Annotated in this window: 20 protein-coding genes, 1 tRNA gene and 1 riboswitch; of the genes, 8 read left to right on the top strand and 13 right to left on the bottom strand. The window is 73.4% G+C overall.

The features are described 5' to 3' along the window. Positions 1-85: 85 nt before the first annotated feature. A complete protein-coding gene (locus ACFWN3_RS17415; RefSeq protein ID WP_377641786.1) occupies positions 86-1,021 on the bottom strand; it encodes an acyl-ACP desaturase in 936 nt (311 codons plus the stop codon). A 229-nt stretch (positions 1,022-1,250) separates the two neighbouring features. Here ACFWN3_RS17415 and ACFWN3_RS17410 point away from each other — a divergent pair, with 229 nt between their 5' ends. The 3 genes from ACFWN3_RS17410 to ACFWN3_RS17400 are packed head-to-tail and all read left to right on the top strand — an operon-like array spanning position 1,251 to position 4,301. Further along, complete coding sequence (locus ACFWN3_RS17410) at positions 1,251-1,958, top strand: hypothetical protein (RefSeq protein WP_377641784.1); 708 nt, start codon at positions 1,251-1,253, stop codon at positions 1,956-1,958. 16 nt (positions 1,959-1,974) lie between these two features. Next, positions 1,975-3,666: a sensor histidine kinase gene (locus ACFWN3_RS17405; RefSeq protein ID WP_377641783.1), complete on the top strand. Its 1,692-nt coding sequence runs from the start codon at positions 1,975-1,977 to the stop codon at positions 3,664-3,666. Beyond that, a complete protein-coding gene (locus tag ACFWN3_RS17400) occupies positions 3,663-4,301 on the top strand; it encodes a response regulator (protein WP_377641781.1) in 639 nt (212 codons plus the stop codon). Before ACFWN3_RS17405 ends, ACFWN3_RS17400 begins: the two co-directional genes overlap by 4 nt. 19 nt (positions 4,302-4,320) lie before the next feature. Here ACFWN3_RS17400 and ACFWN3_RS17395 read toward each other — a convergent pair whose 3' ends face one another. From ACFWN3_RS17395 to ACFWN3_RS17385, 3 genes are all read right to left on the bottom strand, one after another. Then, positions 4,321-5,700, bottom strand: coding sequence for an aminotransferase class V-fold PLP-dependent enzyme (locus tag ACFWN3_RS17395; protein ID WP_377641779.1), 1,380 nt, complete (start codon positions 5,698-5,700; stop codon positions 4,321-4,323). Between the two features lie 40 nt (positions 5,701-5,740). After that, positions 5,741-5,855, bottom strand: a riboswitch (SAM riboswitch). A 201-nt stretch (positions 5,856-6,056) separates the two neighbouring features. Then, positions 6,057-8,999 carry a leucine--tRNA ligase gene (gene leuS / locus ACFWN3_RS17390; protein WP_377641778.1) on the bottom strand — a complete coding sequence of 981 codons (2,943 nt, stop codon included), beginning with the start codon at positions 8,997-8,999 and terminating at the stop codon, positions 6,057-6,059. Positions 9,000-9,168: 169 nt separating this feature from the next. Then, positions 9,169-9,816 carry a lysoplasmalogenase family protein gene (locus ACFWN3_RS17385; protein ID WP_377641776.1) on the bottom strand — a complete coding sequence of 216 codons (648 nt, stop codon included), beginning with the start codon at positions 9,814-9,816 and terminating at the stop codon, positions 9,169-9,171. Between the two features lie 610 nt (positions 9,817-10,426). On the opposite strand from ACFWN3_RS17385, the gene ACFWN3_RS17380 reads away from it, so the two are divergent. Continuing rightward, positions 10,427-11,005: a MarR family winged helix-turn-helix transcriptional regulator gene (locus tag ACFWN3_RS17380; protein WP_377641774.1), complete on the top strand. Its 579-nt coding sequence runs from the start codon at positions 10,427-10,429 to the stop codon at positions 11,003-11,005. Between the two features lie 19 nt (positions 11,006-11,024). Here ACFWN3_RS17380 and ACFWN3_RS17375 read toward each other — a convergent pair whose 3' ends face one another. Next, entirely contained in the window at positions 11,025-12,494 is a 1,470-nt protein-coding gene (locus ACFWN3_RS17375) for a flavin-containing monooxygenase (RefSeq protein ID WP_377641773.1), read from the bottom strand. Positions 12,495-12,588: 94 nt separating this feature from the next. Between ACFWN3_RS17375 and ACFWN3_RS17370 the strand changes: the two genes are divergently transcribed. From ACFWN3_RS17370 to ACFWN3_RS17360, 3 genes are read left to right on the top strand one after another with little or no spacing between them, the layout of a single operon-like run. Beyond that, complete coding sequence (locus ACFWN3_RS17370; protein ID WP_377641771.1) at positions 12,589-13,080, top strand: glutathione peroxidase; 492 nt, start codon at positions 12,589-12,591, stop codon at positions 13,078-13,080. Continuing rightward, positions 13,077-14,219 carry a metallophosphoesterase gene (locus ACFWN3_RS17365; protein ID WP_377641769.1) on the top strand — a complete coding sequence of 381 codons (1,143 nt, stop codon included), beginning with the start codon at positions 13,077-13,079 and terminating at the stop codon, positions 14,217-14,219. The genes ACFWN3_RS17370 and ACFWN3_RS17365 overlap by 4 nt, the downstream gene beginning before the upstream one ends. A 7-nt stretch (positions 14,220-14,226) precedes the next feature. Continuing rightward, positions 14,227-14,832, top strand: coding sequence for a DNA-3-methyladenine glycosylase I (locus tag ACFWN3_RS17360; protein ID WP_377641767.1), 606 nt, complete (start codon positions 14,227-14,229; stop codon positions 14,830-14,832). Positions 14,833-14,866: 34 nt separating this feature from the next. On the opposite strand, the gene katG is transcribed toward ACFWN3_RS17360, so the two are convergent. From katG to ACFWN3_RS17325, 7 genes are all read right to left on the bottom strand, one after another. Further along, entirely contained in the window at positions 14,867-17,080 is a 2,214-nt protein-coding gene (katG, locus tag ACFWN3_RS17355) for a catalase/peroxidase HPI (protein WP_377641766.1), read from the bottom strand. An 87-nt stretch (positions 17,081-17,167) separates the two neighbouring features. Continuing rightward, entirely contained in the window at positions 17,168-17,596 is a 429-nt protein-coding gene (locus ACFWN3_RS17350; protein WP_377641765.1) for a Fur family transcriptional regulator, read from the bottom strand. Between the two features lie 146 nt (positions 17,597-17,742). After that, positions 17,743-17,815: transfer RNA gene (locus ACFWN3_RS17345), tRNA-Ala, on the bottom strand. A gap of 101 nt (positions 17,816-17,916) precedes the next feature. Continuing rightward, on the bottom strand, positions 17,917-18,579 hold the full coding sequence (locus ACFWN3_RS17340; RefSeq protein ID WP_377641763.1) for a histidine phosphatase family protein: 663 nt from the start codon (positions 18,577-18,579) through the stop codon (positions 17,917-17,919). Then, positions 18,576-18,956 carry a ribosome silencing factor gene (rsfS, locus tag ACFWN3_RS17335; RefSeq protein WP_377641761.1) on the bottom strand — a complete coding sequence of 127 codons (381 nt, stop codon included), beginning with the start codon at positions 18,954-18,956 and terminating at the stop codon, positions 18,576-18,578. Before rsfS ends, ACFWN3_RS17340 begins: the two co-directional genes overlap by 4 nt. Continuing rightward, positions 18,953-19,555, bottom strand: a complete 603-nt coding sequence (gene nadD / locus ACFWN3_RS17330) for a nicotinate-nucleotide adenylyltransferase (protein WP_377641760.1) — start codon at positions 19,553-19,555, stop codon at positions 18,953-18,955. Before nadD ends, rsfS begins: the two co-directional genes overlap by 4 nt. A gap of 26 nt (positions 19,556-19,581) precedes the next feature. Next, positions 19,582-19,833, bottom strand: a complete 252-nt coding sequence (locus ACFWN3_RS17325) for a hypothetical protein (protein ID WP_377641758.1) — start codon at positions 19,831-19,833, stop codon at positions 19,582-19,584. A 517-nt stretch (positions 19,834-20,350) separates the two neighbouring features. On the opposite strand from ACFWN3_RS17325, the gene ACFWN3_RS17320 reads away from it, so the two are divergent. Continuing rightward, on the top strand, positions 20,351-21,328 hold the full coding sequence (locus tag ACFWN3_RS17320) for a glycosyltransferase family 2 protein (RefSeq protein ID WP_377641757.1): 978 nt from the start codon (positions 20,351-20,353) through the stop codon (positions 21,326-21,328). Here ACFWN3_RS17320 and ACFWN3_RS17315 read toward each other — a convergent pair. Then, a complete protein-coding gene (locus tag ACFWN3_RS17315) occupies positions 21,313-22,605 on the bottom strand; it encodes a glutamate-5-semialdehyde dehydrogenase (RefSeq protein WP_377641755.1) in 1,293 nt (430 codons plus the stop codon). The genes ACFWN3_RS17320 and ACFWN3_RS17315 overlap by 16 nt on opposite strands. Between the last annotated feature and the right edge of the window lie 635 nt (positions 22,606-23,240).

Raw genomic sequence — 23,240 nt, 5'->3', positions numbered from 1 at the left:
GGAACCCCGGCGCGGACGCCGACACCCATGCCGATGCCGACGCCTGCCCAGACGCTCGCCGACGCCTCCGACCGCGGCGCCGTCCTCACGCCCCCTGGCGCGCGGCCTTCTTGGCCGCCCGCTCCTCCCGCTTCTCGACGAAGCGGCTGGCCTCGGCATCGAGCGCGGCGACGGCCTCGGCAAGCTCGGTGCGGGCCTTCTCGCCCTCGTCGTCGAGCCCTTCGAGGTCCCAGATCCCCCACTGCCGCAGGATGGGCGCGACGATGTCGTCGTGGTGGATCCGCAGGTCGTAGATCCCCGCCATCGCCATCTGGACGGCCTTGCGACCGAAGCCGGGGATGATCGACCCGGGCATCTGGAAGTCCTTGACCTCGTCGGTGATGGCCCGCATCGTCTGGTTCGGCGAGAGCTCGAGCGCCGCCTGGATGAGGTTGCGGTAGAAGATCATGTGGAGGTTCTCGTCCTTGGCCACCCGCGTCAGCAGCTTCTCGGCGATGGGCTCGTCGGCGAAGCGGCCGGTGTTGCGGTGCGACACCCGCGTCGCGAGCTCCTGGAACGTCACGTACGCGCAGACGCTGAGCAGCGACTTGTCACCCGAGTCGTAGCCGGTCGTCATCGTGTCCATCCGGGCGCGCTCGAGCTCGTCGGGGTCGACGCCTCGGGTCACGAGGAGGTAGTCGCGGATGCAGAAGGCGTGCCGGCCCTCCTCGGCCGTCCAGCGGTTGACCCACTCCCCCCAGGCGCTCTCGCGGCCGAAGGCGCGGTCGATCTCGCGGTGGTAGCTCGGGAGGTTGTCCTCGGTGAGGAGGTTGACCTCGAGGGCCGTGCGCGCGATCGGTGACAGCTGGCTCTGGTCGACCGACCACGGCTCGCCACCGAGCTCCTTGAAGTCCCGCCCGAGCGACCACGGCACGTACTCGTGCGGCATCCACTCCTGGGCGACGCCGATGTGCCGGTTGAGGTTCTCCTCGACGACCGGTTCGAGCGCGGACAGCAGCTGGGTGGTGTCGAGCGCGGCCATACGGACCTCCTCGTCGCGGCCGCGGGGTGCTCGCGACCTCAGGTCCTCAGCGTGCACCCTCGCGGGGGCGCTCGCCAGAGCAGTGACAGGTCAATCCCACCGCCCGGCCCGGGACCGGGACCCGGGACCCGGGACCCGGGACAACGGTTCCCTTCCCTCCCGGGAACGGGGAGCGCGAGCGTGGGCCCGTCACCACGACCCACCCACGACCCCACCCACGGAGGCACCCATGAGTACCGCAGACCTTCTCGGCACCGCGACCGAGCCACTGGACCCCACTCACGAGGAGCGCCGCCGGCTCCTGCGCACGGCGGGCCTGGCCGGCATCGGGGCGTTCGTCCTCTGGCTGTGCCAGCCCCTGCTCGTCGCCGTCCTGTCCTCGAACGACACCGACGCCCCCACCATCGAGACGCTGGAGTCGATGCGGTTCACCGGCTCCGTCGAGGCGGTGCTCTTCACCGGCATCGCCGCCTCCCTCATGGTCCTCGTCCTCGCGACCTGGCGAGTCATCGGCCTGTCGACCCCGCGACCCGGCACCGCCTCCACGGTGGGTCTGGTCATGGGTCTGGTCGGGGCCTCGGGCTGGGTCTGGAGCGCGGGCGACTCGCTGAGCATGTACACCTCCGTGGGCGCCGGGCTGGCCGACATCACCGCGAGCCCCGAGGTGCAGGCCGCCTCACTGCAGGCGTCCTACCTGTCGGTCACCGCGGGTCTCGTCGTGTTCACGATCGGCTCCTTCGGCTGGTACGTCATGCTCGTCACGACCGGTCGCCGCGCCGGACTGGTCGGGAAGCCCCTCGCCGCCCTCCTCGGCCTGCTGCTCCTCGGCCCGCTCTACCAGCTCGCCACGCCCTTCGCCGCTCCCTGGTCCCTCATCGTCTTCGTGCTGGGAGCCCTCGTGCTCGGCATCGCGATGCTGGTCAAGTCACGGGCCTGAGCGCGAGGATCTGCGCATGGACGCACAGGTCGTGCTGAGGGCGAGCGAGGTCACGGTCATCGTGGCCGCGCTCGCCCTCAGCACGGTCGTGGTGTGGCACACCGCCACCCGCGGCACCGATCCCCGGAGGTGGGTCGCCACCGGCGCCGTCGTCGCCCTGTGCCTCGTCATGGTGACCCCCGGGTCGTCGTCCCTGTGGTTCGCGGTCTTCCCACTCGTCCTCGCGACCTACCCCGACGGACGGTTCACCCCCCGGTGGATGGTGGCACCGGTGCTCGTCAGCGCAGCACTCACCGCCGGCCTGCTGGTGAGCGGGGGTGCGCTCGGCGACACGTCGTGGTGGCCCTGGTTCGCGATGAGCCAGGTCCTGCTGCTCGCCGGGCCGGTCCATCGCTACCGCCGCCGGGCGTCGACCCGCGAACGGGAGTCGGCGCGCTGGGTGCTCCTCGGCACGCTCCTCACCGTCGCCGGCTACGCGGCGACCGAGGCGGCCTTCGGCACGATCGGGGTCGGAGGCGTGGGGAGCCGGGTCGCGGCCGACCTCGCCATCCTCCCCGTCCTCGTCGCGCTCGTCGTGGGAATGGTCGCTCCCGGGATCCTCGACGTCGACCGCGCGCTGCACGCCGCAACGACCGTCCTCCTCACCGTCGGGGTCCTCAGCCTCCTCGCGCTGGGACTCCCCGGGGAGCCTTGGGTGGCCCTCGTGGCCGTGGCCGTCGCCGGGGCACCGGTCGCGCTGGGCGCCCTGCGCATCGCCGACTGGCTCGTCTACCGGGGACGGCCCAGCCCCGGGAGGGCGGTCGCGCGGATGCTCGCTGCGCTCAACGCGCCGGAGAACCACGGGGCGACGCCGAGGGTCGTGCTCGAGGCGGTCGTGGGTGCGGCGTTCCTCGACGGCGGCCGGATCGACGGGACGTGGTTCCCCGCCGTCGAGGTCGGCCGCCCCGGGTCGACCCGGGTCCCCATCGAGTACCGCGGCGAGACCATCGCCGTGCTCGGGCTCGCGCCCCGACGCAGCGAGTCGGCCCTGACCCGTCGGGACCGGCGCGTCGTCGAGGCGCTCGTCGCCCAGGCGGCCCCCGCGCTGGACGGGGCTCGCACACTCCTTGCGCTGCACGAGTCCCGCGCCCGGGTCGTCACGGCGCGCGAGGAGGAACGGCGTCGGCTGCGGCGCGAGCTGCACGACGACCTCGGACCGACGCTGTCCGGCATCGCGTTGAGCGCCTACGCCTTGGCAACGACGACCCGCTCGCCCGACGCCCACCGCCTCCACGACGAGATCCGCGAGGCCGTGACCCGCTCGCGGGCCCTGGCCTACGGGCTGCGGCCGCCGGTGCTCGACGACCACGGCCTCGTCGCCGCGCTGAGCGAGGTGGTGGGGGGCGACGACGTGGAGGTCACCGCCCCCCACGGCCTCGACCTGTCCGCCGCAGTCGACCTCGCGGCGCTGCGGATCGTGCAGGAGGCCGTGGGCAATGCCCGCCGCCACGCTCCGGGGTCGTCGGTCCGGGTGGTCCTGCGGACAGACGTCGACCTCTTGCATGTCGAGGTCCGCGACGACGGCCCCGGGCTGCCCGCCGACGTGCGCGCGGGCGTCGGGATGCACTCCATCGCCGAGAGGGCGGACGAGCTGGGCGGGTCGGCCGCCTACGACCGCACCGGCCCGGGGTGCGTGCTGCGCGTGACCCTCCCGCTGGAGACCCCGTGACGCGGCTCGTCGTCGTCGACGACCACCCCGTCTTCCGGCGCGGCCTCGTGGCCCTGCTCGAGGCGTCGGGCCACGAGGTGGTCGGACAGGCCACGAACGGTCGCGAAGCGGTGGACGTCGTCAGGGACACGGCCCCGGAGGTCGTCCTCATGGACCTCGCCATGCCCGACGGCAACGGGTTCGAGGCCACCGCGCGGATCACCGCCGAGCACCCCGAGGTGGCCGTCGTCGTCGTGACCCTCTTCGGCGACGAGGCGTCAGTGGCCCGCGCCCTGCGCGCCGGCGCGACCGGCTACGTCGGCAAGCACGCGGAACCGGGCCAGATCGTCGCCGCGGTGGAGGCCGCCACGACGGGGGCCCTGTGGATCGACGGCGGCGTCGAGCGACCGCGGTTCGGTGCTGCCGATGGTTCCGCGGACGTCACGGCCGCCGCCCTCCCCGGTGGCCTGACGCCGCGCGAGCTGGTCATCGCCGACCTCGTCGGCCGCGGGCTGACGAACCCCGTCATCGCCGCCCGCTTGGGCCTGGCCCCGAAGACGGTGGCGAACTACGTCTCGTCGGTGCTGCTCAAGCTCGGCGCCGACGACCGCGCCGAGGCGGCCCGGATCGTTCGGGAGCGCCGCGACCGACGGTGACGTCGAGAGGGAAGCGCCGTCACCAGGGCAGGGCGACGTCCAGCTCGCGCGGGTCGTCGACCGGGACCCAGCCCTCGCCGGGGAGGTCGACGTACTCGGCGCCCGGGCCCTCGGCCGCCAGCTGGGCGACGGCGCGCAGCAGCCGCTCGACGTGCTCATCGGTGGTGGCGATGCCCGCGCTGACCCGGACGGCGGTGGCGTGCGGTACCGCTGCGTCGTCCTCGTCGAGGAGGGCGTCGACGAGGAGGTGGGCGCAGAACTTGCCGGCGCGCACCCCGATGCCGTGCTCCGCGGACAGCGCCGCGGCGACGAGCCCGCTGTCGAGGCCGTCGACGGTGAACGTGGCGACGGGTCCGCGGTCGTGGTCGTCACCGAAGATCGAGTAGGTGGTGACCCCCTCGATGGCGCGCAGCCCGGTGAGCAGGGCGGCCGAGAGGCGGGCCTCGTGCTCGGCGATGACGGCGCGGTGCTCGCGGATCGTGGCGCACGCGGCGGCCAGGGCCACGGCCCCCAGGACGTTGGGGCTGCCGGCCTCGTGGCGGGCGGCGCCGGTGGTCCAGCGCGTCCCGGTCTCGGTGACCTCGGCGGTGGCGCCACCGCCGGCAAGGTAGGGCGCGGCGGCGTCGAGCCAGTCGCGCCGGCCGGCGAGGACACCGGTGCCGTAGGGGGCGTGGAGCTTGTGACCGGAGAAGGCGACCCAGTCGACGTCGAGGGCACCGAGGTCGATGGTCCGGTGGGCGGCCGACTGCGCGGCGTCGAGCAGGACGCGGGCGCCGTGGCGGCGGGCGATGCCGGCCAGGCGCTCGACGGGCCACAGCTCGCCGGTGACGTTGGAGGCCGAGGTGAGGACGACGAGCGCCTGGCGGGGTCGGCGGGCGGTGCCGCGCGGGAGGTGGCGCAGCGCGTCCTCGAGGAGGGCCTCGGCGTCGCGCGGGGTCGCGGGGACGGGCAGGCGGACGGTGTCCCTGGTGCGCCACGGGAGCAGGGTCGCGTGGTGCTCGGAGGAGAAGACGACGACGTCCGTGTCGCGCGGGAGGGAGCGGGCGAGGAGGTTGACCGCGTCGGTGGTGTTGCGGGTGAAGACGACGACGTCGTCCTCCCGGGCGCCGACGAAGCGGGCGACCTCCTCGCGGGCGGCCTCGTAGTGCGCGCTCGTCACCCTGCTGAGCCACCCGGTGCCGCGGTGGACGCTGGAGTAGGTGGCGGTGGCGTTCTCGACGGCGCGCACGACGCGCTCGAGGGCCGGGGTGGAGGCGGCGTGGTCGAGGTTGGCGTAGTCGAGGTGGTCACCGCTGAGGGTGGGGACGAGGTCGGCGCGCACGACGGCGGGCAGGCGCTCGGGCACGGCGTGCAGCCACGGGCGGCGGTGGAAGGAGGGAGGGGTGCTGGCGATCGACACGGTGGTCTCCGACGTCTCGGTGGACCTCGGGTGCTCCCGGGATCCGCGCTTGCCGGCGCCGAAGGGGTCGCCGACCAGGTCGTCACCCGGAGCACCCCACCGCGGAGGAGGGTTGCTGGCATGCGAGCCGGGGCTTGTCGCACGCACTCATGACCTACGCCGACGAGTGTAGGAGCGGACGGTGGGGGGTCGTCATCAGGGGTCCACGACCCGAGACGCGGGTGTGCGTGCGCGGGCCGCGTTCCGTCGGCCCTGCCCCGGTTGTGCGCGCTCCACCCGGGTTCACAACCGGGGTGGAGCGCACAAGTTCGGGGTGACCCCGAACTTGTGCAGGCCCCACCCGGTGCGGGACGCCCTCAGGCGGGGACGACGTTGACGAGCTTGGGGGCGCGCACGATGACGGTGCGCACCCCGTTCTCCAGGGCCGCCTGGACCTTGGGGCTCGCCAGGGCGAGCTCGCGCAGGGCGTCCTCGGTGATGTCGCCGGGGACCTCGAGGCGGTCCTTGACCTTGCCGCGCACCTGCACGACGCAGGTCACCGTCTCCTCGACGAGCAGCGCCGGGTCCGCCACCGGGAAGGCGTGGTGGACGAGCGACTCCTCGTGCCCGAGGCGCGCCCACAGCTCCTCCGCGATGTGCGGGGCGAGCGGCGCGACCATGAGGACGATCTGCTCCGCGGCCTCGCGGGGCACCCCGCCGCCGAGCTTGGTCAGGGCGTTGTTGAGCTCGGTGAGGCGGGCGATCGCGGTGTTGAAGCCGAGCGAGCCGTAGTCGGTGCGCACGGCGTCGATGGTGCGGTGCAGCACGCGCGCGGTGGCGTCGTCCATCGGGGCGTCGACGACGGTGACCTCGCCGGTCTCCTCGGAGACGACGTTGCGCCACAGCCGCTGGAGGAAGCGCTGGCTCCCGACGACGGCGCGGGTGTCCCACGGCTTGCTCTGCTCGAGCGGGCCGAGGCCCATCTCGTAGAGGCGGAAGGTGTCGGCCCCGTACGACGCGTACATCTCGTCGGGGCTGATCATGTTCTTGAGCGACTTGCCGATCTTGCCGAACTCGCGGGTCACCGGCTCCCCGTTCCAGCTGAACGACCCGTCGGAGGCCTCCTCGACCTCCTTGGCCTCCACCGGCTGGCCCCGGTCGTCGCGGAAGGCGGCGGCCTGGATGTAGCCCTGGCTGAAGTAGGTGCGGAACGGCTCGTCGCTGCTGAGGTGGCCCAGGTCGTGGAGGACCTTGTGCCAGAAGCGTGCGTAGAGCAGGTGGAGCACGGCGTGCTCGACGCCACCGACGTAGAGGTCGACGCCCCCCGGGTCGCGGGTGCCGGCGGGCGCCCCGGCGACGGGCTCGGCACGCGGCCCCATCCAGTACTCCTCGTTGGCGGGGTCGACGAGGGCGTCGGCGTTCGCCGGGTCGAGGTAGCGCAGGTAGTACCAGCAGGACCCCGCCCAGTTGGGCATCGTGTTCGTCTCGCGGCGGTAGCGCCGGGTCCCCCGGCCGTCGCCGAGGTCGAGGTCGACCTCGACCCACTCCTGGACCCGCGACAGCGGCGGCTCGGGCTCGCTGCCGGCGTCCTCGGGGTCGTAGGTCTTCGGGCTGTAGTCGGGGACGTCGGGCAGCTCGACGGGCAGCATCGCGTCGGGGACGCCGTGGGCCACGCCGTCCTCGTCGAAGACGACCGGGAAGGGCTCGCCCCAGTAGCGCTGGCGGCTGAAGAGCCAGTCGCGGATCTTGTAGCTGATGGTCGGCTCGCCGATGCCGCGTGCCTCGAGCCACGGGGTGATCGTGGCCTTGGCCTCGGTGACCCCGAGCCCGTCGAGGCTGATCTCGGCGTTCGCGGAGTTGACGGCCGGCCCCTCGCCGGTGAAGGCCGTCGTCTCGTCGTGGCCCTCGCCGGGCTGCACGGTGCGGATCTTCGGGAGGTCGAAGACGGTGGCGAAGTCCCAGTCGCGCTCGTCCTGGCCGGGGACGGCCATGATCGCGCCGGTGCCGTACCCCATGAGGACGTAGTCGGCGACGAAGACGGGGACGGTCGTGCCGGTGACGGGGTTGACCGCCCAGCCCCCGGTGAAGACGCCCGTCTTGTCCTTGCCCTCGCTCTGGCGCTCGACGTCGTTCTTGCGCGTGGCGGCCCGGCGGTAGGCGTCGACGGCCTCCGCCGGGGTGGCCGCTCCACCCTTCCAGGCGTCCTTGGTGCCCTCGGGCCAGCCGCCGGCGGGGACGAGCTCGTCGACGAGCGGGTGCTCGGGCGCGAGGACCATGAACGTCGCGCCGAACAGGGTGTCGGGACGCGTGGTGAAGACCTCGATGCCGGTGCCGGGCGCGGCGGGGACCCCGACGGCCTCCGCACCGGTCGGGACACCGTCGGTCACGACGGGGAAGGTGACCCGGGCGCCGTGACTGCGGCCGATCCAGTTCCGCTGCATCGCCTTGACCTTCTCGGGCCAGTCGACCCGGTCGAGGTCGTCGGCGAGGCGGTCGGAGTACGCGGTGATCCGCATCATCCACTGGCGCAGGTTGCGGCGGAACACGGGGAAGTTGCCGCGCTCGGAGCGGCCCTCGTTGGTGACCTCCTCGTTCGAGAGCACCGTGCCCAGTCCCGGGCACCAGTTGACGGGGGCCTCGCTCGTGTACGCCAGGCGCTGGCCGTCGATGATGGCGGCGCGCTCGGGCGCGGACAGGTCGTCCCAGGCCCGGCCGTCGTCGGCGGGCAGGGGGCGGCGCCCGCTGCGGTACTCCTCGACGAGCTCGCCGATGGGCCGGGCGCCGCCCCGGCCGCCGTCGGGTCGCACGGCCTCGGCGTCATACCAGGACTCGAAGATCTGGAGGAAGATCCACTGGGTCCAGCGGTAGTACTCGGGGTCGATGGTCCGGATGGCGCGGCGGTCGTCGTGGCCGAGGCCGAGGCGACGCAGCTGGCGCGCCATGATGACGATGTTGTCCTCGGTCGTCGTGCGGGGGTGCTGGCCCGTCTGGACGGCGTACTGCTCGGCGGGCAGGCCGAAGGCGTCGTAGCCCAGGCAGTGCAGGACGTTCTTGCCGAGCATCCGGTTGAACCGGGCGACGACGTCGGTGGCGATGTAGCCCAGCGGGTGGCCGACGTGCAGGCCGGCCCCGCTCGGGTACGGGAACATGTCGAGGACGAGCAGGTGGCCCTCGGGGTGCGCGGCGACGCCCTGCGGGTCGGCCCACGGTCCGGCCGGGTTCGGCGCGTGGTAGGTCCCGCGCTGCTCCCAGCGGTCCTGCCAGGCGACCTCGATCTCGCCGGCCAGCTCGGCCGTGTACCGGTGCGGGGTCTCGCTCATCGTGTCCTCGTCGTCGTCTCGTTCGGTCTGCGCCCATGAAAAAGCCCCTCACGCAGGAGGGGCTGCCGCGCGTGGCCTCGGGGCCGGCGCGGCTAGGTAAGCAGCAGGAACCTCGTCACGTCGTCAGGGTATCGCAGCGGGTCCGGTCGGGGCCGTCTGGTTCCGGTGGTCAGCCGACCAGTCCGGCGACGAGGAAGGCCTGGGCCAGGTGGTAGGTGACGACGACGACCGGCCGGGTCCAGGGCCGCTCGCGGACGAACTTCCCGAGGGCGAGGACGGTGTCGCTGACGACGAAGAGGGCCGCGCCGAGCCCGACGAGGACGTCGCCGGTCGCCCAGCCCAGGACCGCCATCGCGCCGATGACGACCATGTAGGCCGCGACGGCCCCGGCGAGGACGACGCCGCCCTCCGCGAGCGCGGCCGGGAGGATGCGGCGACCCGCCGCGAGCGCGACGACGAGCACGGCGGCGCCGACCCACGCCAGGCCGGGGCGGTCGAGGCCGCTCGCGACGAAGGCGCCGACCCAGGCGAGGTGGCCGACGAGGAACGCGGCAAGCCCGCCGAGGAAGCGGGGCTCGGTGTCCTCGAGGAGGAGCACGTCACCGACCATCCCGAGGACGAGGGCGACGAGGACGAGGCGCCCGGCCGTCGAGTCCGCGGCGCCGAGTGCGAGGGCGACGGCGAGGAGCCCGACCATGACGGCCGGCTTGGCCCACCCCTCGGTCCGCCGGTGGCGCCGGGCCACGGCCCACCAGTCGAGCAGCGCCACGCCGGCGGTGGCGACCACGGCGGCGAGGAGGACGACGTCGGCGCTCATCCGCCGCATCCTGCCGCCCACGCCCGCCGATCCGCCGGTTCGGGTGTCGCACCTCACCACCCCGCCGTCAGAACACGAGCCAGCCATGCCCACCCCTGAACGCGACCCGGACCCCGGCCAGGCCCTCATACCGAACCCGGACCTCGGACAGGCTGGCCAGGTCCTCATCGCGAACCGGACCCGGCCAGGCCCTCATCTCGACCCCGAACCCCGGCGGAGCCCTCCACACCACCCTCCCCACAACTGTTCAACCCACTTGATCGATCAATCCAGCGACGTGAAGGTCAACCCGCTGGATCGATCGATCCACCGACGAAACGGTCAACCGGGTGGATCGATCGATCCACCCGGTTGACGGCTTCAGGAGAGCACCTGTGTCGGGGCAGGCCGAGGCTGTTGTCGGTGCTGACGGTCCCGAGCGTCGCCGTCGCCCTCGCCGTCACCATCGTCGTGGCCGTCGCCTCGCCGTCACCATCGTCGTCGCCCTCGCCCTCGCCCGCTTCGTCACCCTCGGCGTCGCCTCGCCGTCGCCGTGCGCACCTGTGGATGACGGCCAGGCGATGACTGCGGGTCGGGCATGCTGGCGGTTCGTCGAGGTCCGGGGGGAACGGTGGGCGAGAGGTCGCAGACGTGGATGGAGCGCCGCGGCGTTCCGTCATCCGAGCGCGAGTTCAACGCGCCCTGGGTCAGGCTGCAGGAGCACCTCGTCGGCCGCTACGGCCGGGGCGTCGCCCTCGACCGCCGCTGGGAGCGACCGGACCCCGACGACCTCGCGAACCTCGCGCTCCTGCTGCGCCAGGCGAGCGCCGCGGTGGACGCCGACGTCGCGCGCGCCGGACGGGCCTGCGTCCCGGTGCTGACCCCCACCGAGTGCGACGTCCTGCGGCGGGTCGCCCGCAAGCCGTCCGCCGGCTCCAACCTCGCGGCCTACCTCCGCCTGACGCCGCAGCGGGTGTCGCAGGTCCTCGGGCGCCTCGAGTCGCGCGGCCTCATCGAGAGGGAGCAGTCGTGGCGCGACGCCCGCGAGCGCCGGGCCAGCGTGACGACCGCCGGCCGCGAGGTCCTCCGGACCCTCGACCCCCGGCTGCACGACCTCGCCGTGACGTGGCTCGACGAGCTCGACCGGGAGGGCGAGGAGGCGCGTGCGGCACTCGTCGCGCTCGTCGCCGTCCTCGCGGACCTCACCTGAGGACGGGCGCGCAGCTCCGTCAGCGCAGCTCGAGGTGCCCGTCGTCGATCCGGCCCGCGCGCATCACGGCCAGGTCGTAGGGGTAGCTCTGGACGACCCGCCACGGCCGCCGCCGGCCCTGCCGCGGCAGGAGGTGCGCGCCACGGCGGATGTAGCCCGAGGTGAGGTCGAGGAGCGGGGCGTCGTCCGTGCCCGACTCCCCCTCGACGGGGTAGCGCGGCACCGCGACGGTCCGGCCGGTGCGCTCGAGGTGGCCCAGCAGCGAGCAGAACCAGCGGGCCGACAGGTCGGCGCGCAGGGTCCACGAGGCGTTGGTGTAGCCGACCGACATCGCGAGGTTCGGGACGTCCGAGAGCATCAGCCCCTTGTAGACGTGGCCGGCGGCGATGTCGACGACCCGGCCGTCGACGAGCACCTCCGCTCCCCCGCCGAACTGCAGGCGCAGGCCGGTCGCGGTGACGACGACGTCGGCGGGCAGGTGCGACCCCGACCCCAGCCGCACCCCGTCGCGCTCGAAGCGCTCGACGGTGTCGGTGACGACGGACGCCCGGCCGTCGGCGATGACGTCGAGGAGGTCCCCGTCGGGAGCGATGCACAGGCGCTCGTCCCACGGGTCGTAGCGCGGGGTGAAGTGCGTCGCGACGTCGAAGTCGCCCGGCAGGCGCGAGGCGACCCGGTCGCGCAGCAGCCGCGCTCCCCACGCCGGCCACCGCCGCAGCACCCGGTACGCCGCGAGCGAGAGGGCGACGTTCTTCCCCCGGACCACCCGGTGCGCCGCCCCGGCGGGCAGGACCCGCCGCAACCCGTCGGCGACGGGGTCGTGGTCGGGCAGCGCCGCGACGTAGCTCGGGCTGCGCTGGAGCATCGTCACGTGGCCCGCGCCCTGCGCGACGAGCGCCGGCACGAGCGTCACGGCGGTGGCGCCGCTGCCGATGACGACGACCCGCCTCCCCTCGACGTCGAGCCCCTCGGCGGGCCAGTGCTGCGGGTGGACCACCGGGCCGGCGAAGTCCGCCACCCCGGGGAAGTCCACGACGTGCGGCGACTCGTACGAGTAGTAGCCCGTCGCGAGGTAGACGAACCGCGCCGAGTGCTCCACGACCCCCGAGGACGTCCGCGCCGTTACCGTCCACCGCTCCGTCTGCGACGACCACTCCAGCCGCTCCACCCGCTGGCCGAGGTGGGTCCGCTCGGTCACCCCGAAGGCGTCGGCGGTCTCGCGGACGTAGTCGCGGATCTGCGCCGCCGTCGCGAACGACCCGTTGCCCCGCCACGGCCGGAACGGGAAGCCCAGCGTGTACATGTCCGAGTCCGAGCGCACCCCCGGGTAGCGGAACAGGTCCCACGTCCCGCCCGGGGCGTCCCGGGCCTCGAGCACGGCCCACACGTCCTGCGGGCGGTGCCGGGCCAACCGGCACGCGACGTCGACCCCCGAGATGCCCGCGCCGACGACGAGGACGTCGACGTCGAGCGGCGTGGGGGACGGCACGTCCTCAAGGCTATGACGGCCGCGCCTGTCGAACCTGCGGCCGGTCCGCGGCGTCGAGGCGGCCGGTGTCGGGCACGCGTGTGACGATGTGGGCATGACCTCCCTCTCCGACTTCACCGCCGCCACCCTCACCGGCCAGGAGCGCCCGCTCGCCGAGTACGCGGGCGACGTCGTCCTCGTCGTCAACACCGCGAGCCAGTGCGGCTACACCCCGCAGCTCGCCGGCCTCGAGGAGCTCTACGCCGAGCTCAAGGACGACGGCTTCGTCGTCCTCGGCTTCCCGTGCAACCAGTTCGGCGGCCAGGAGCCCGGCACCGAGGAGGAGATCGGCGAGTTCTGCCAGGTCAACTACGGCGTGACGTTCCCGATGTTCGCCAAGGTCGACGTCAACGGCGACGACGCGCACCCGCTCTTCGAGTGGCTCAAGAACGAGAAGAAGGGCCTGCTCGGCGGCCGGATCAAGTGGAACTTCACCAAGTTCCTCGTCGGCCGCGACGGCCGGGTCATCGAGCGCTACTCCCCCACCACCGAGCCGTCCGAGATCGCCGCCGACGTGCGGGCGGCCCTCGAGGCCGCCGCTGCATGAGCGGCTGGGCCCTCCTCGTCCTCGCCGTCGTCCTCGGCGGGTTCGCCTTCTTCCTCTGGCACCGGGTGGCCGTCGCCCCGCAGTGGGCCACGTGGGTCCGCTGGGTCCTGGCCGCGCTCATCGCGGCGCTCATCGCGCTGATGCTCGCCTCCTTCGACGCCTGGGGCGGCACGTTCACCCCCGCGCAGATGCGCCCCTGGGTGTGGCTCGGCTCGGCCTTCATGGCCAGCTACCTCTACCTCTTCCTCGGGCTCGTCCCCGTGTGGCTGGCCAGCGTCGTCATCTGGTTCGTCCGGTGGCGCCACGACCACGGGGCGATCGGCCGGCGCCGGCTCAACCGGTTCGCCGCCCCGCTCGTCGTCGCCGTGGCCGTCGGGGCCACCGGCTACGGGGCCTGGGAGGCCGCCAACCCCACCGTCACGCAGGTCGAGGCGTCCTCGCCCGACCTCCCCGAGGAGTTCGACGGGTTGCGCGTCGCCCTCGTCAGCGACCTGCACGCCGGGGCCGTGCGCAGCGCCGACTTCACCCGCGAGGCCGTCGACCTCGTCAACGCGCAGGAGCCCGACCTCGTCGTCATCGCCGGCGACCTCATCGACGGCAAGGCCGACCGGTACGCCCCCGAGATCGCGCCCCTGGCCGACCTCGAGGCCCCGCTCGGCGTCTACGCCACGACGGGCAACCACGAGATGTACCGCGACACCGCCAACTGGCTGCGCGCGTTCGACGCCATCGGCCTGCAGATGCTCCGCAACCGGTCGGTCCCGCTCGAGCGCGACGGTGCCACCATCACGCTCGCCGGGGTCCACGACCTCGAGGGTGAGGGCGAGTGGGCTCCCGACGTCGACGCCGCCCTCGCCGGGTCCGACCCGGCGGGCTACACGATGCTCGTCGCCCACCAGCCGCGGCAGGCGTTCGCCCTCGAGGGCCGCGACGTCGACCTCCAGCTCTCCGGGCACACCCACGGCGGCCAGATGTGGCCGCTGAACCACCTCGTGCCGCTCCAGCAGCCGATGCTCGACGGGCTCGCGGTCGTCGCGGGCACGCCGGTCGTCACCTCGCGCGGCGTCGGCGCCTGGGGGCCGGCCATCCGGGTCCTCGCCCGGCCGGAGGTCCCCATCGTCACCCTCCGCCGGTCGTGAGGACGCCGTGAGCGAGCTCGGGGTCGTCGTCGGCGACGACGGGCTCGCCCGTCCCACGTGGGCCGCCACCGACCCGATGCTGCGCGAGTACTACGACACCGAGTGGGGGATGCCGGTGCGCGACGAGCGGGGCCTGTTCGAGCGCCTGTCCCTCGAGGCGTTCCAGTCGGGACTGTCGTGGGCGACGATCCTGCGCAAGCGCCCCGCCTTCCGTGAGGCCTTCCACGGCTTCGACCCCGAGGTCGTGGCCGCCTACGAGGACGCCGACGTCGAGCGGCTCATGGCCGACGCCGGCATCGTGCGCAACCGCGCCAAGGTCCTCGCGACGGTCACCAACGCCCGGGCCACCGTGGCGCTGCGCGACGACCCCGAGGGCGACCTCGCGGCCTTCGTCTGGTCCTTCCGGCCCGCCGACACCCCCCGACCACGGACCTACGCCGACGTCCCCACGAGCTCGCCCGAGTCGCTGGCCCTGTCCAGGGCCCTCAAGCGCAAGGGCTTCGCCTTCGTCGGTCCGACGACGATGTACGCGCTGATGGAGGCGGTCGGCATCGTCGACACCCACCTCCTCGGCTCGCACCGACGCGGCACGAGCGGCGTCTGGCCCGACTGAGCCGGACGCCGCCCGTGCGCTGCTGCCGTGTGGGTCAGCGGTGGAGGTCGAAGCGGTCGAGCTCCATGACCTTGACCCACGCGGCGACGAAGTCGCGGACGAACTTCTCGCCCGCGTCGTCGCTGGCGTAGACCTCCGAGATCGCGCGCAGCTGGGCGTGCGAGCCGAAGACGAGGTCGACCGCGGTGGCGGTCCAGCGGATCTCGCCGGTGGCGAGGTCCTTGCCGTCGTAGACGTTCTCGTCCGCACCCGACGTCGACCACTCCGTGCCCGGCGTCAGCAGGGTGCGGAAGAAGTCGTTGGTCAGCTGTCCCCTGCGCTCGGTGAGCACGCCGAGGGGCGAGTCGCCGACGTTGGCGCCGATGGCCCGCAGGCCGCCGACGAGCACGGTCATCTCCGGCGCGGTGAGCGTCAGCAGGTTCGCGCGGTCGAGGAGGAGCGTCTCGGGCGAGAGCTTCTCGCCGGGGCGCAGGTAGCTGCGGAACCCGTCGGCGCGCGGCTGCAGGACGCGGAAGGACTCGACGTCGGTCGACTCCTGGGTGGCGTCGGTGCGGCCGGCGTGGAAGGGCACCGTGACGTCGTGGCCGGCGTCGCGGGCGGCCTTCTCGACCGCCGCGGACCCCGCGAGGACGATGAGGTCCGCGATCGAGACCTTCGCGCCGCCCTTGCCGTCGAAGTCGGCCTTGACCCGCTCGAGCGCCTCGAGGACCGTGTCGAGCTCGGCGGTGTCGGTGGACTCCCAGCTGCGCTGCGGCTCCAGCCGGATCCGCGCGCCGTTGGCCCCGCCGCGCTTGTCGCTGCCGCGGAAGCTCGCCGCCGACGCCCACGCGGTGCGCACGAGCTGCTGGACGGTGAGCCCGGTGGCCAGGACGGCCTCCTTGAGGGCGGCGACGTCGTCGTCGGACACGAGGTCGTGGTCGACGGCCGGCACGGGGTCCTGCCACGGCTGGGCCTCGGGGACCCACGGGCCGAGGTAGCGCTCGATCGGGCCCATGTCGCGGTGGAGGAGCTTGTACCAGGCGCGGGCGAACACGTCGGCGAACTGGTCGGGGTTGTCGAGGAAGCGGCGCGAGATCTTCTCGTACTCGGGGTCGATCCGCAGGGCCAGGTCGGTCGTGAGCATCGTCGGCGGGCGGGTGAGCGAGCCGTCCTCGGGGTCGGGGAAGGTGTTGGCCCCCGCGCCGTCCTTGGCCTGCCACTGGTTCGCGCCGGCGGGGCTCTTGACGAGCTCCCACTCGAAGCCGAAGAGGTTCTCGAAGAACTTGTTGCTCCACTGGGTCGGGGTCTGGGTCCACGTCACCTCGAGGCCGGAGGTGATGGTGTCGCGACCCTTGCCGGAGCCGTGCAGGCTCTTCCAGCCCAGTCCCTGGGCGTGGACGGGGCAGCCCTCGGGCTCGGTCCCGACGAGGTCGGGGTCCCCGGCGCCGTGGGTCTTGCCGAAGCTGTGCCCACCGGCGATGAGGGCGACGGTCTCCTCGTCGTTCATCGCCATCCGGCGGAACGTCTCGCGGATGTCGCGGGCGGACTTCAGCGGGTCGGGCTCGCCGTTGGGGCCCTCGGGGTTGACGTAGATTAGGCCCATCTGGACCGCGCCGAGGTTCTCGCCGAGCTCGCGGTCGCCGCTGTAGCGCTCGTCGCCGAGCCAGGTGTCCTCGGGACCCCAGAAGACCTCCTCGGGCTCCCAGACGTCCTCACGACCGAAGGCGAAACCGAAGGTCTCGAACCCCATGTCCTCGAGCGCGACGTTGCCGGCGAGGACGAGCAGGTCGGCCCAGGAGACGCTCTGGCCGTACTTCTGCTTCACGGGCCACAGGAGGCGGCGGGCCTTGTCGAGGTTGGCGTTGTCGGGCCAGGAGTTGAGCGGGGCGAAGCGCTGCTGGCCGCTGCCCGCGCCACCGCGCCCGTCCTCGATCCGGTAGGTACCGGCGGCGTGCCAGCTCATCCGGATGAAGAGGCCGCCGTAGTGGCCGAAGTCGGCGGGCCACCAGTCCTGCGAGGTCCGCATGACCTGCACGATGTCGGCCTTGAGGGCGTCGACGTCGAGGGTCTTGAGGGCCTCGGGGTAGCTGAAGCCGGGGTCGAGCGGGTCGGCCTTCGGCGAGTGGTGGTGCAGGACCGACAGGTCGAGCTGCTCGGGCCACCAGTCCTTGTTCGTGCGGGGTCGGGTCCCCTTGGGGGTGGGGGCGTCGATCGCGGGGTTCTCGCTCTCGCTGCCCTGCTCGGTCACGCCCTGCTGCTGGTCGGTCACGGTCGTCCATCTCCTGTTCGGTGAGGGTGCTGCGGTCGGTCGTGCGGTCTGGTGGGTCAGGGGCCGGGGTGGGTCCGTGTGGGTCGGTCAGGGGGCGGCGGCGAGGCAGTCGGGGCACCGGCCCCAGTAGACGACCTCGGCCTCGTCGACGGCGAAGCCGTGGGCGTCGGAGGCGTGCAGGCAGGGTGCCTGCCCCGTCGCGCAGTCGACGTCGACGATGACGCCGCAGGTCCGGCACACGAGGTGGTGGTGGTTGTCGCCGATGCGGGCCTCGTAGCGCGCGACGGAGCCGGCCGGCTGGATCCGCCGGAGCAGGCCGGCCCGGGTCAGCGCCGCGAGGCCGTCGTAGACCGCCTGGTGCGAGACCGCGGGCAGCCGGGACCGGACCGCGCCGATGAGGCTGTCGGTGTCGGCGTGCGGCCGCTCGTGGACGGCGGCGAGGACGGCGAGCCGCGGCTGCGTGACGCGCAGCCCCGCCGTGCGCACCAGCTGCTCGAGCTCGGCCGTCGGGGTCACGCGTCGACCCTGCCGGATTTTCTTGAACGAGTCAAGACAGGCGGCGGGGTGTTCCGCAGGGGCGAACGCCGCGGACGCCGAGGACGCCGGGAACGAGAACGACGGATGGGGCCAGCTTCCGCTGGCCCCATCCGTCGTGTCCGATGTGGAGCTGAGGGGATTCGAACCCCTGACCCCCTCCATGCCATGGAGGTGCGCTACCAACTGCGCTACAGCCCCGGGTGGGACACCCCCTGAGGGGCGACGGCGAGTTTACGCAGCGACCCTGCCGCCCACCAAATCCGGTGGCGAGGGAGCCCGCTCCGCCCGCGACGACGGCCTCAGGGGGGCGGGGTGCCCTCGATCGCGTCGGCGCCCGAGGACGCGTTCCACGTGTGGAGGCGCCAGCCGGCGCGTCCCTCGACGAGCTCGGCCCAGTGCGCGTTGCCCAGTGGTCCGAGGACCCGCCACGCGACGTCGTCGTCGAGCCCGAGCAGCCACGCCGCGGCGACCCGGCCGGCGGCGCCGTGGGTCGAGACGACGAGGCACTCCCCCGGGCCGACCTGCGCCAGGTGCTCGGTGAGCGCGGCCGCGACCCGGGCGGCGACCTCGGCGAGCGTCTCGCCGTGGTCCCCCCGGCGCACGTCCTCGCCGCGGCCCAGGGCCGCCTGGACCTCGGGCCAGCCCTCGCGGACCTCGGCGCTCGTCAGCCCCTGCCAGGCGCCGACGTCGACCTCCCGGAGGCGCTCGTCGGTCTCGACGGGCAGCCCGATGACGCGCGAGAGGGCCTGCGCCGTCGCGCGTGCCCGGGTGAGGTCGCTGGAGACGAGGTGGGTGGGCCGCAGCGCCGCGAGGTGCGGGCCGGCGGCCTCCGCCTGCTCGATCCCGCGGGCGGAGAGCCCGGTGTCGAGGTGGCCCTGCCAGATGCCGGCGACGTTGTGCTCGGTCTCCCCGTGCCGCAGGACGACGACGCGGCGGGGGGCCAGGGGTGCCGCCCCGGTCACCGCCCGCCCTGCTCCGTGCCCACGACGCCCAGGTCGACGGCCGGGCAGTCCTTCCACAGGCGCTCGAGCTCGTAGAACTTGCGCTCCTCGTCGTGCTGGACGTGGACGACGATGTCGACGAAGTCGATGAGGACCCAGCGGCCCTCGCGCTGGCCCTCGCGGCGGACCGGCTTGGAGCCCATGTCGCGCATGACGTCCTCGACCTCGTCGACGATCGAGCCGACCTGCCGCTCGGACTCCGCGGAGACGATGACGAAGACGTCGGTCAGCGCGAGCTGCTCGGAGACGTCGATCCCGGCGATGGTCGTCGCGAGCTTGTCGGCTGCGGCGCCTGCGGCGGCTCGGGCCAGCTCGAGGGCTCGGTCGGTGGCGGTCACGGTGCTCCTTGCGGTGGTGCGGCGCCCGCGCCGGTGGGCGCGGCGTAGAGGCGGTGCTTGTTGATGTACTGGACGACGCCGTCGGGGACGAGGTACCAGACGGGCTCGCCGTCACGGACCCGGTCGCGGCAGTCGGTGGAGCTGATCGCCATCGCGGGGACCTCCATGAGGTCGACACGGTCGGCGGGCAGCCCGGTCTCGGACAGCTCGTAGCCCGGGCGGGTGACCCCGATGAACTGGGCGAGCTCGAAGAGCTCCTCGGCGTCCTTCCACGACAGGATCTGCGCCAGGGCGTCGGCGCCCGTGATGAAGAACAGCTCGGCGTCGGGGCGCTGGGCGCGCAGGTCGCGCAGGGTGTCGATGGTGTAGGTCGGTCCGTCGCGGTCGATGTCGACCCGGGAGACGGTGAACCGGGGGTTCGACGCCGTCGCGACGACGGTCATGAGGTAGCGGTGCTCGGCCGGGGCGACCTCACGCCCCTCCTTCTGCCACGGCTGGCCGGTGGGGACGAAGACGACCTCGTCGAGGGCGAGCAGCGACTGGACCTCCGAGGCGGCGACGAGGTGTCCGTGGTGGACGGGGTCGAAGGTCCCGCCCATCACCCCGACCCGCGGGCGTGCCTCGCTCAGTGGTGACCCGGGTGCTCGGGCCAGTGGGGCTCGTCGCCCTCGGCCACGTGGTCGGGACCCGTCGCGGCGCGGCCGTGGCGGGCGCCCTCGAGGTCCGGCCGGGCGTACTTCTGCGCGGTCCCGCGGAAGGACCAGGTGACCCCGAGCAGGAACGCGAACGCGACGAGGGCGAGGACGCCGAACAGCCACGGGGGCATGGGCAGCTCGCGGTGGGCTGCCTCGGCGGCGGCGAAGCGGGCGACGGTCATGGCGACCACCCTAGCGCCTGCTCTGTCCACGGGTTTCGTCCACACCCCTGTGCACGGAGGGGGGTTTCGCGCTCAGGGGTTGTGGACGACACGCCGGGTGCCGAGATGGTTGATGTTTTCTTTCCGATGCGCTTGCGTGACAGGCCATTTCGGCACTAGAAAAGGCGTCACGCCCGAACGGGTCGACACCGGCGGGAGACCACCGGGGTGGGCACGGGAGGGCAGGTCGCACGGATAACGGCACACCGGTCCTACCGGGTCCACTCAGCAGGGATCAACCCCCTCGCGAGGGGGGGACACACGCGCTCGACGGCGCTGGTGCCGCGGCCGTCCGGCCTGAGTCGAAGTCCGTCCCCTCGGGGACGGCGCCATCGTCGTAGTGGCACACCGGGCGGGAGACCGCGCGGACCGACCGGCTCGACACTCGGCGCACGCCGCCGACCGAGGGCCCCCGATCTCATACTCGGGGGCCCTCAGTCGTGCCCCGCCTCCCCCGGCCGACGCCTACGCTGGGGGCATGCCGGACGCCGCCGTCGACCTCACGGTCGTCATCCCGATCTTCGACGAGGAGGAGGTCCTCCCCCTCCTCGTCGAGCGGCTGCGCCCCGTGGCCGACGCCTGGGGCGTCACCTACGAGGTGCTGTGCGTCGACGACGGCTCGAGGGACGCCACGCCGGTCGTCCTCCAGCGGGTGCGCCGAACGTGGCCGCAGGTGCGGGTGGTGCGGTTGCGCACCAACGCCGGCCACCAGGCCGCCATCTCCGCCGGGCTCGCCCGGGCCCGTGGCCGTTGGGTCGTGACCATCGACGCCGACCTCCAGGACCCGCCCGAGGTCATCGGCGAGATGCTCGCGGTCGCCCGCGGCCAGGGGGTCGACGTCGTCTACGGGGTCCGCGAGGACCGCTCCACCGACACCGCGTTCAAGCGGATGACCGCCCGGGCGTTCTACCGCTCCATCCGCCGGCTCTCCGACGTCGACGCCCACGTCGACGCCGGCGACTTCCGGCTCATGTCACGGGCCACCGTCGAGGCGGTCAACGCCCTCCCCGAGCACAACCGGGTGCTGCGCCTCGTCGTCCCGGCGCTCGGCTTCCCCAGCGCCTCGGTGGGGTACCGCCGCGAGCACCGCGCCGCCGGCGACTCGAAGTACCCGCTCGGCAAGATGCTGCGCCTGTCGGTCGACGGCGTCACGGGCTTCTCCACCGCTCCGCTGCGCTTCGCGACGTGGCTCGGCCTGCTCGGCGGTGTCGCGGCGCTCCTCGTCCTCGTCTACGCCGTCGTCGCGATGCTCCTCGGCAACACCCTGCCCGGCTGGACCTCGACCGTCGTCATCGTCGCGGCGGTGGGCGCGGTGCAGCTGCTGGCGCTCGGCATCCTCGGGGAGTACGTCGGACGCACGTACACGGCGCTGCAGGGCCGGCCGTCGTACTTCGTCGCGCACGACTCGGCCGACGTCGAGGCCGACGATCGGCCCGGCTCTCAGACCCTGACCTGACCGTCGCCCTCGACGACCCACTTCGTCGTCGTCAGCTCGGGCAGGGCCATCGGCCCCCGGGCGTGCAGCTTCTGGGTGCTGATGCCGATCTCGGCGCCGAAGCCGAACTCCCCGCCGTCGGTGAAGCGGGTGCTCGCGTTGACCATGACCGCGGCGGCGTCGACCTCGTTGGTGAAGCGGCGGGCGGCCCCGCGGTCCTCGGTGACGATGGCCTCGGTGTGCCCCGAGCCGTGGCGGCGGATGTGCTCGAGGGCGGCGTCGAGGTCGTCGACGACCCCGACGGCCATCTCGAGCCCGTGGAACTCGGTGTCGTAGTGCGCCTCGGTGACCGCGTCGTGGGTGACGCCGGCGGTGTCGGCCTGGGCGCCCGCGGCGGGGTCGGTGTGGAGGACGACGCCCTCCCCCGACAGCGCGGCGAGCGCCTTGGGCAGGAACTGCGCGGCGACGGACCGGTGGACCAGGAGGGTCTCGGCCGCGTTGCAGACGCTCGGCCGGTGGGTCTTGGAGTTGACGGCGATCGCCAGGGCCTTGTCGAGGTCGGCCGCGGCGTCGACGTAGACGTGGCAGTTGCCGACGCCGGTCTCGATGACGGGGACGGTGGACTCGAGGACGACGCTGCGGATGAGGTCGGCTCCCCCGCGCGGGATGAGGAGGTCGACGAGCCCGCGGGCCGTCATCAGCGCGCGGACCGCGCCGTGGCCGCCCTCGAGGAGGCCGACGGCGTCGGCGGGCAGTCCCTGTCGCTCGAGGCTGGCGCGCAGGACGGCGACGGTGGCGCGGTTGGTGTCGGCGGCGGCACTCCCTCCGCGCAGGATGACGGCGTTGCCCGACTTGAGGCCGAGCCCGGCGGCGTCGACCGTGACGTTGGGGCGCGCCTCGTAGATCATGCCGACGACGCCCATCGGGACCCGGACCTGGCGGATCTGCAGCCCGTTGGCGAGCGTCGAGCCGCGCACGACCTCGCCGACCGGGTCCGGGAGCGCGGCGATGTCGCGCAGGGCCTGGGCGACGGCGGCGACGCGGGGGGCGTCGAGGCGGAGGCGGTCCTGGAGGCTCTCGGCCATCCCGTGGGCGCGGCCGCGCTCGAGGTCCTTCTCGTTGGCCGCGACGATGTCGTCGGTGGCGGCCTCGAGGGCGTCGGCCAGGGTGCGCAGGGCGGCGTCCTTCTCGGCGCGGGTGAGCTGGGCGAGGCGGCGCGAGGCCGTGCGGGCGGCCTCGGCGAGGGTGCGGACCTGCTCGACGTCGGCGGGGTCGATCCCGGTGGTGCGCTCGGACATGGGTCAAGGGTAGGTCGCGCGCCCCGCTGCCGGGCAGCCCCGCCCGCCCCTCGACCCGGTCTGCACCCCGGGACGTCCGGATGGATCACCCGGTGGACCAGTCAGGGCACTCGGCCCACCCCACCGAGGGACGTCCCGATGGATCATGCGGCGGACCAGGCGGCGCACCCGGCCCACCCCCACCGGGCAACGGCCCGGTGGATCGTGCGGTAGACCCGTGGTCCTGGTCCACCACACGATCCATCCGCTCGGTTGGTCGTCGAGTCGGTCCACGGCCTGCCGCAGACCGCGCCGAGAACACCTGCGCTGACGACAACCGCCCTCAGGACGCAACCGGGGGCATCCCCACACGACGCAACCGATCAGGTGCGTCCCCATGCGACGCATCCCGCCTGCATCGCCACGTGACGCACGCCGTGTGCGTCTTAACGAGACAAGAACGGTGGCCTCGAGAACAGGGATGGCGGACGGTGTCGGCGCACCGAGCGATCCATCCGGACCCTTTACGCAAAGCAGCGCCTCACCCGGTGATCCATCCGGACGTCCTCGGCGTATGAGTCCCATGGCGTGGTGGGGTTTCGTGGGAGCGGAGCGGCTCTGATGTAGGTGGGGCCATCGGCGAGATTCTTGGTGTG

Source organism: Oryzobacter terrae, assembly GCF_042756445.1.
Classification (GTDB): Bacteria; Actinomycetota; Actinomycetes; order Actinomycetales; family Dermatophilaceae; genus Oryzobacter; species Oryzobacter terrae.
The sequence above is the reverse complement of the archived record's forward strand: the minus strand, read 5'-3'. Positions and strand labels throughout refer to the sequence as shown.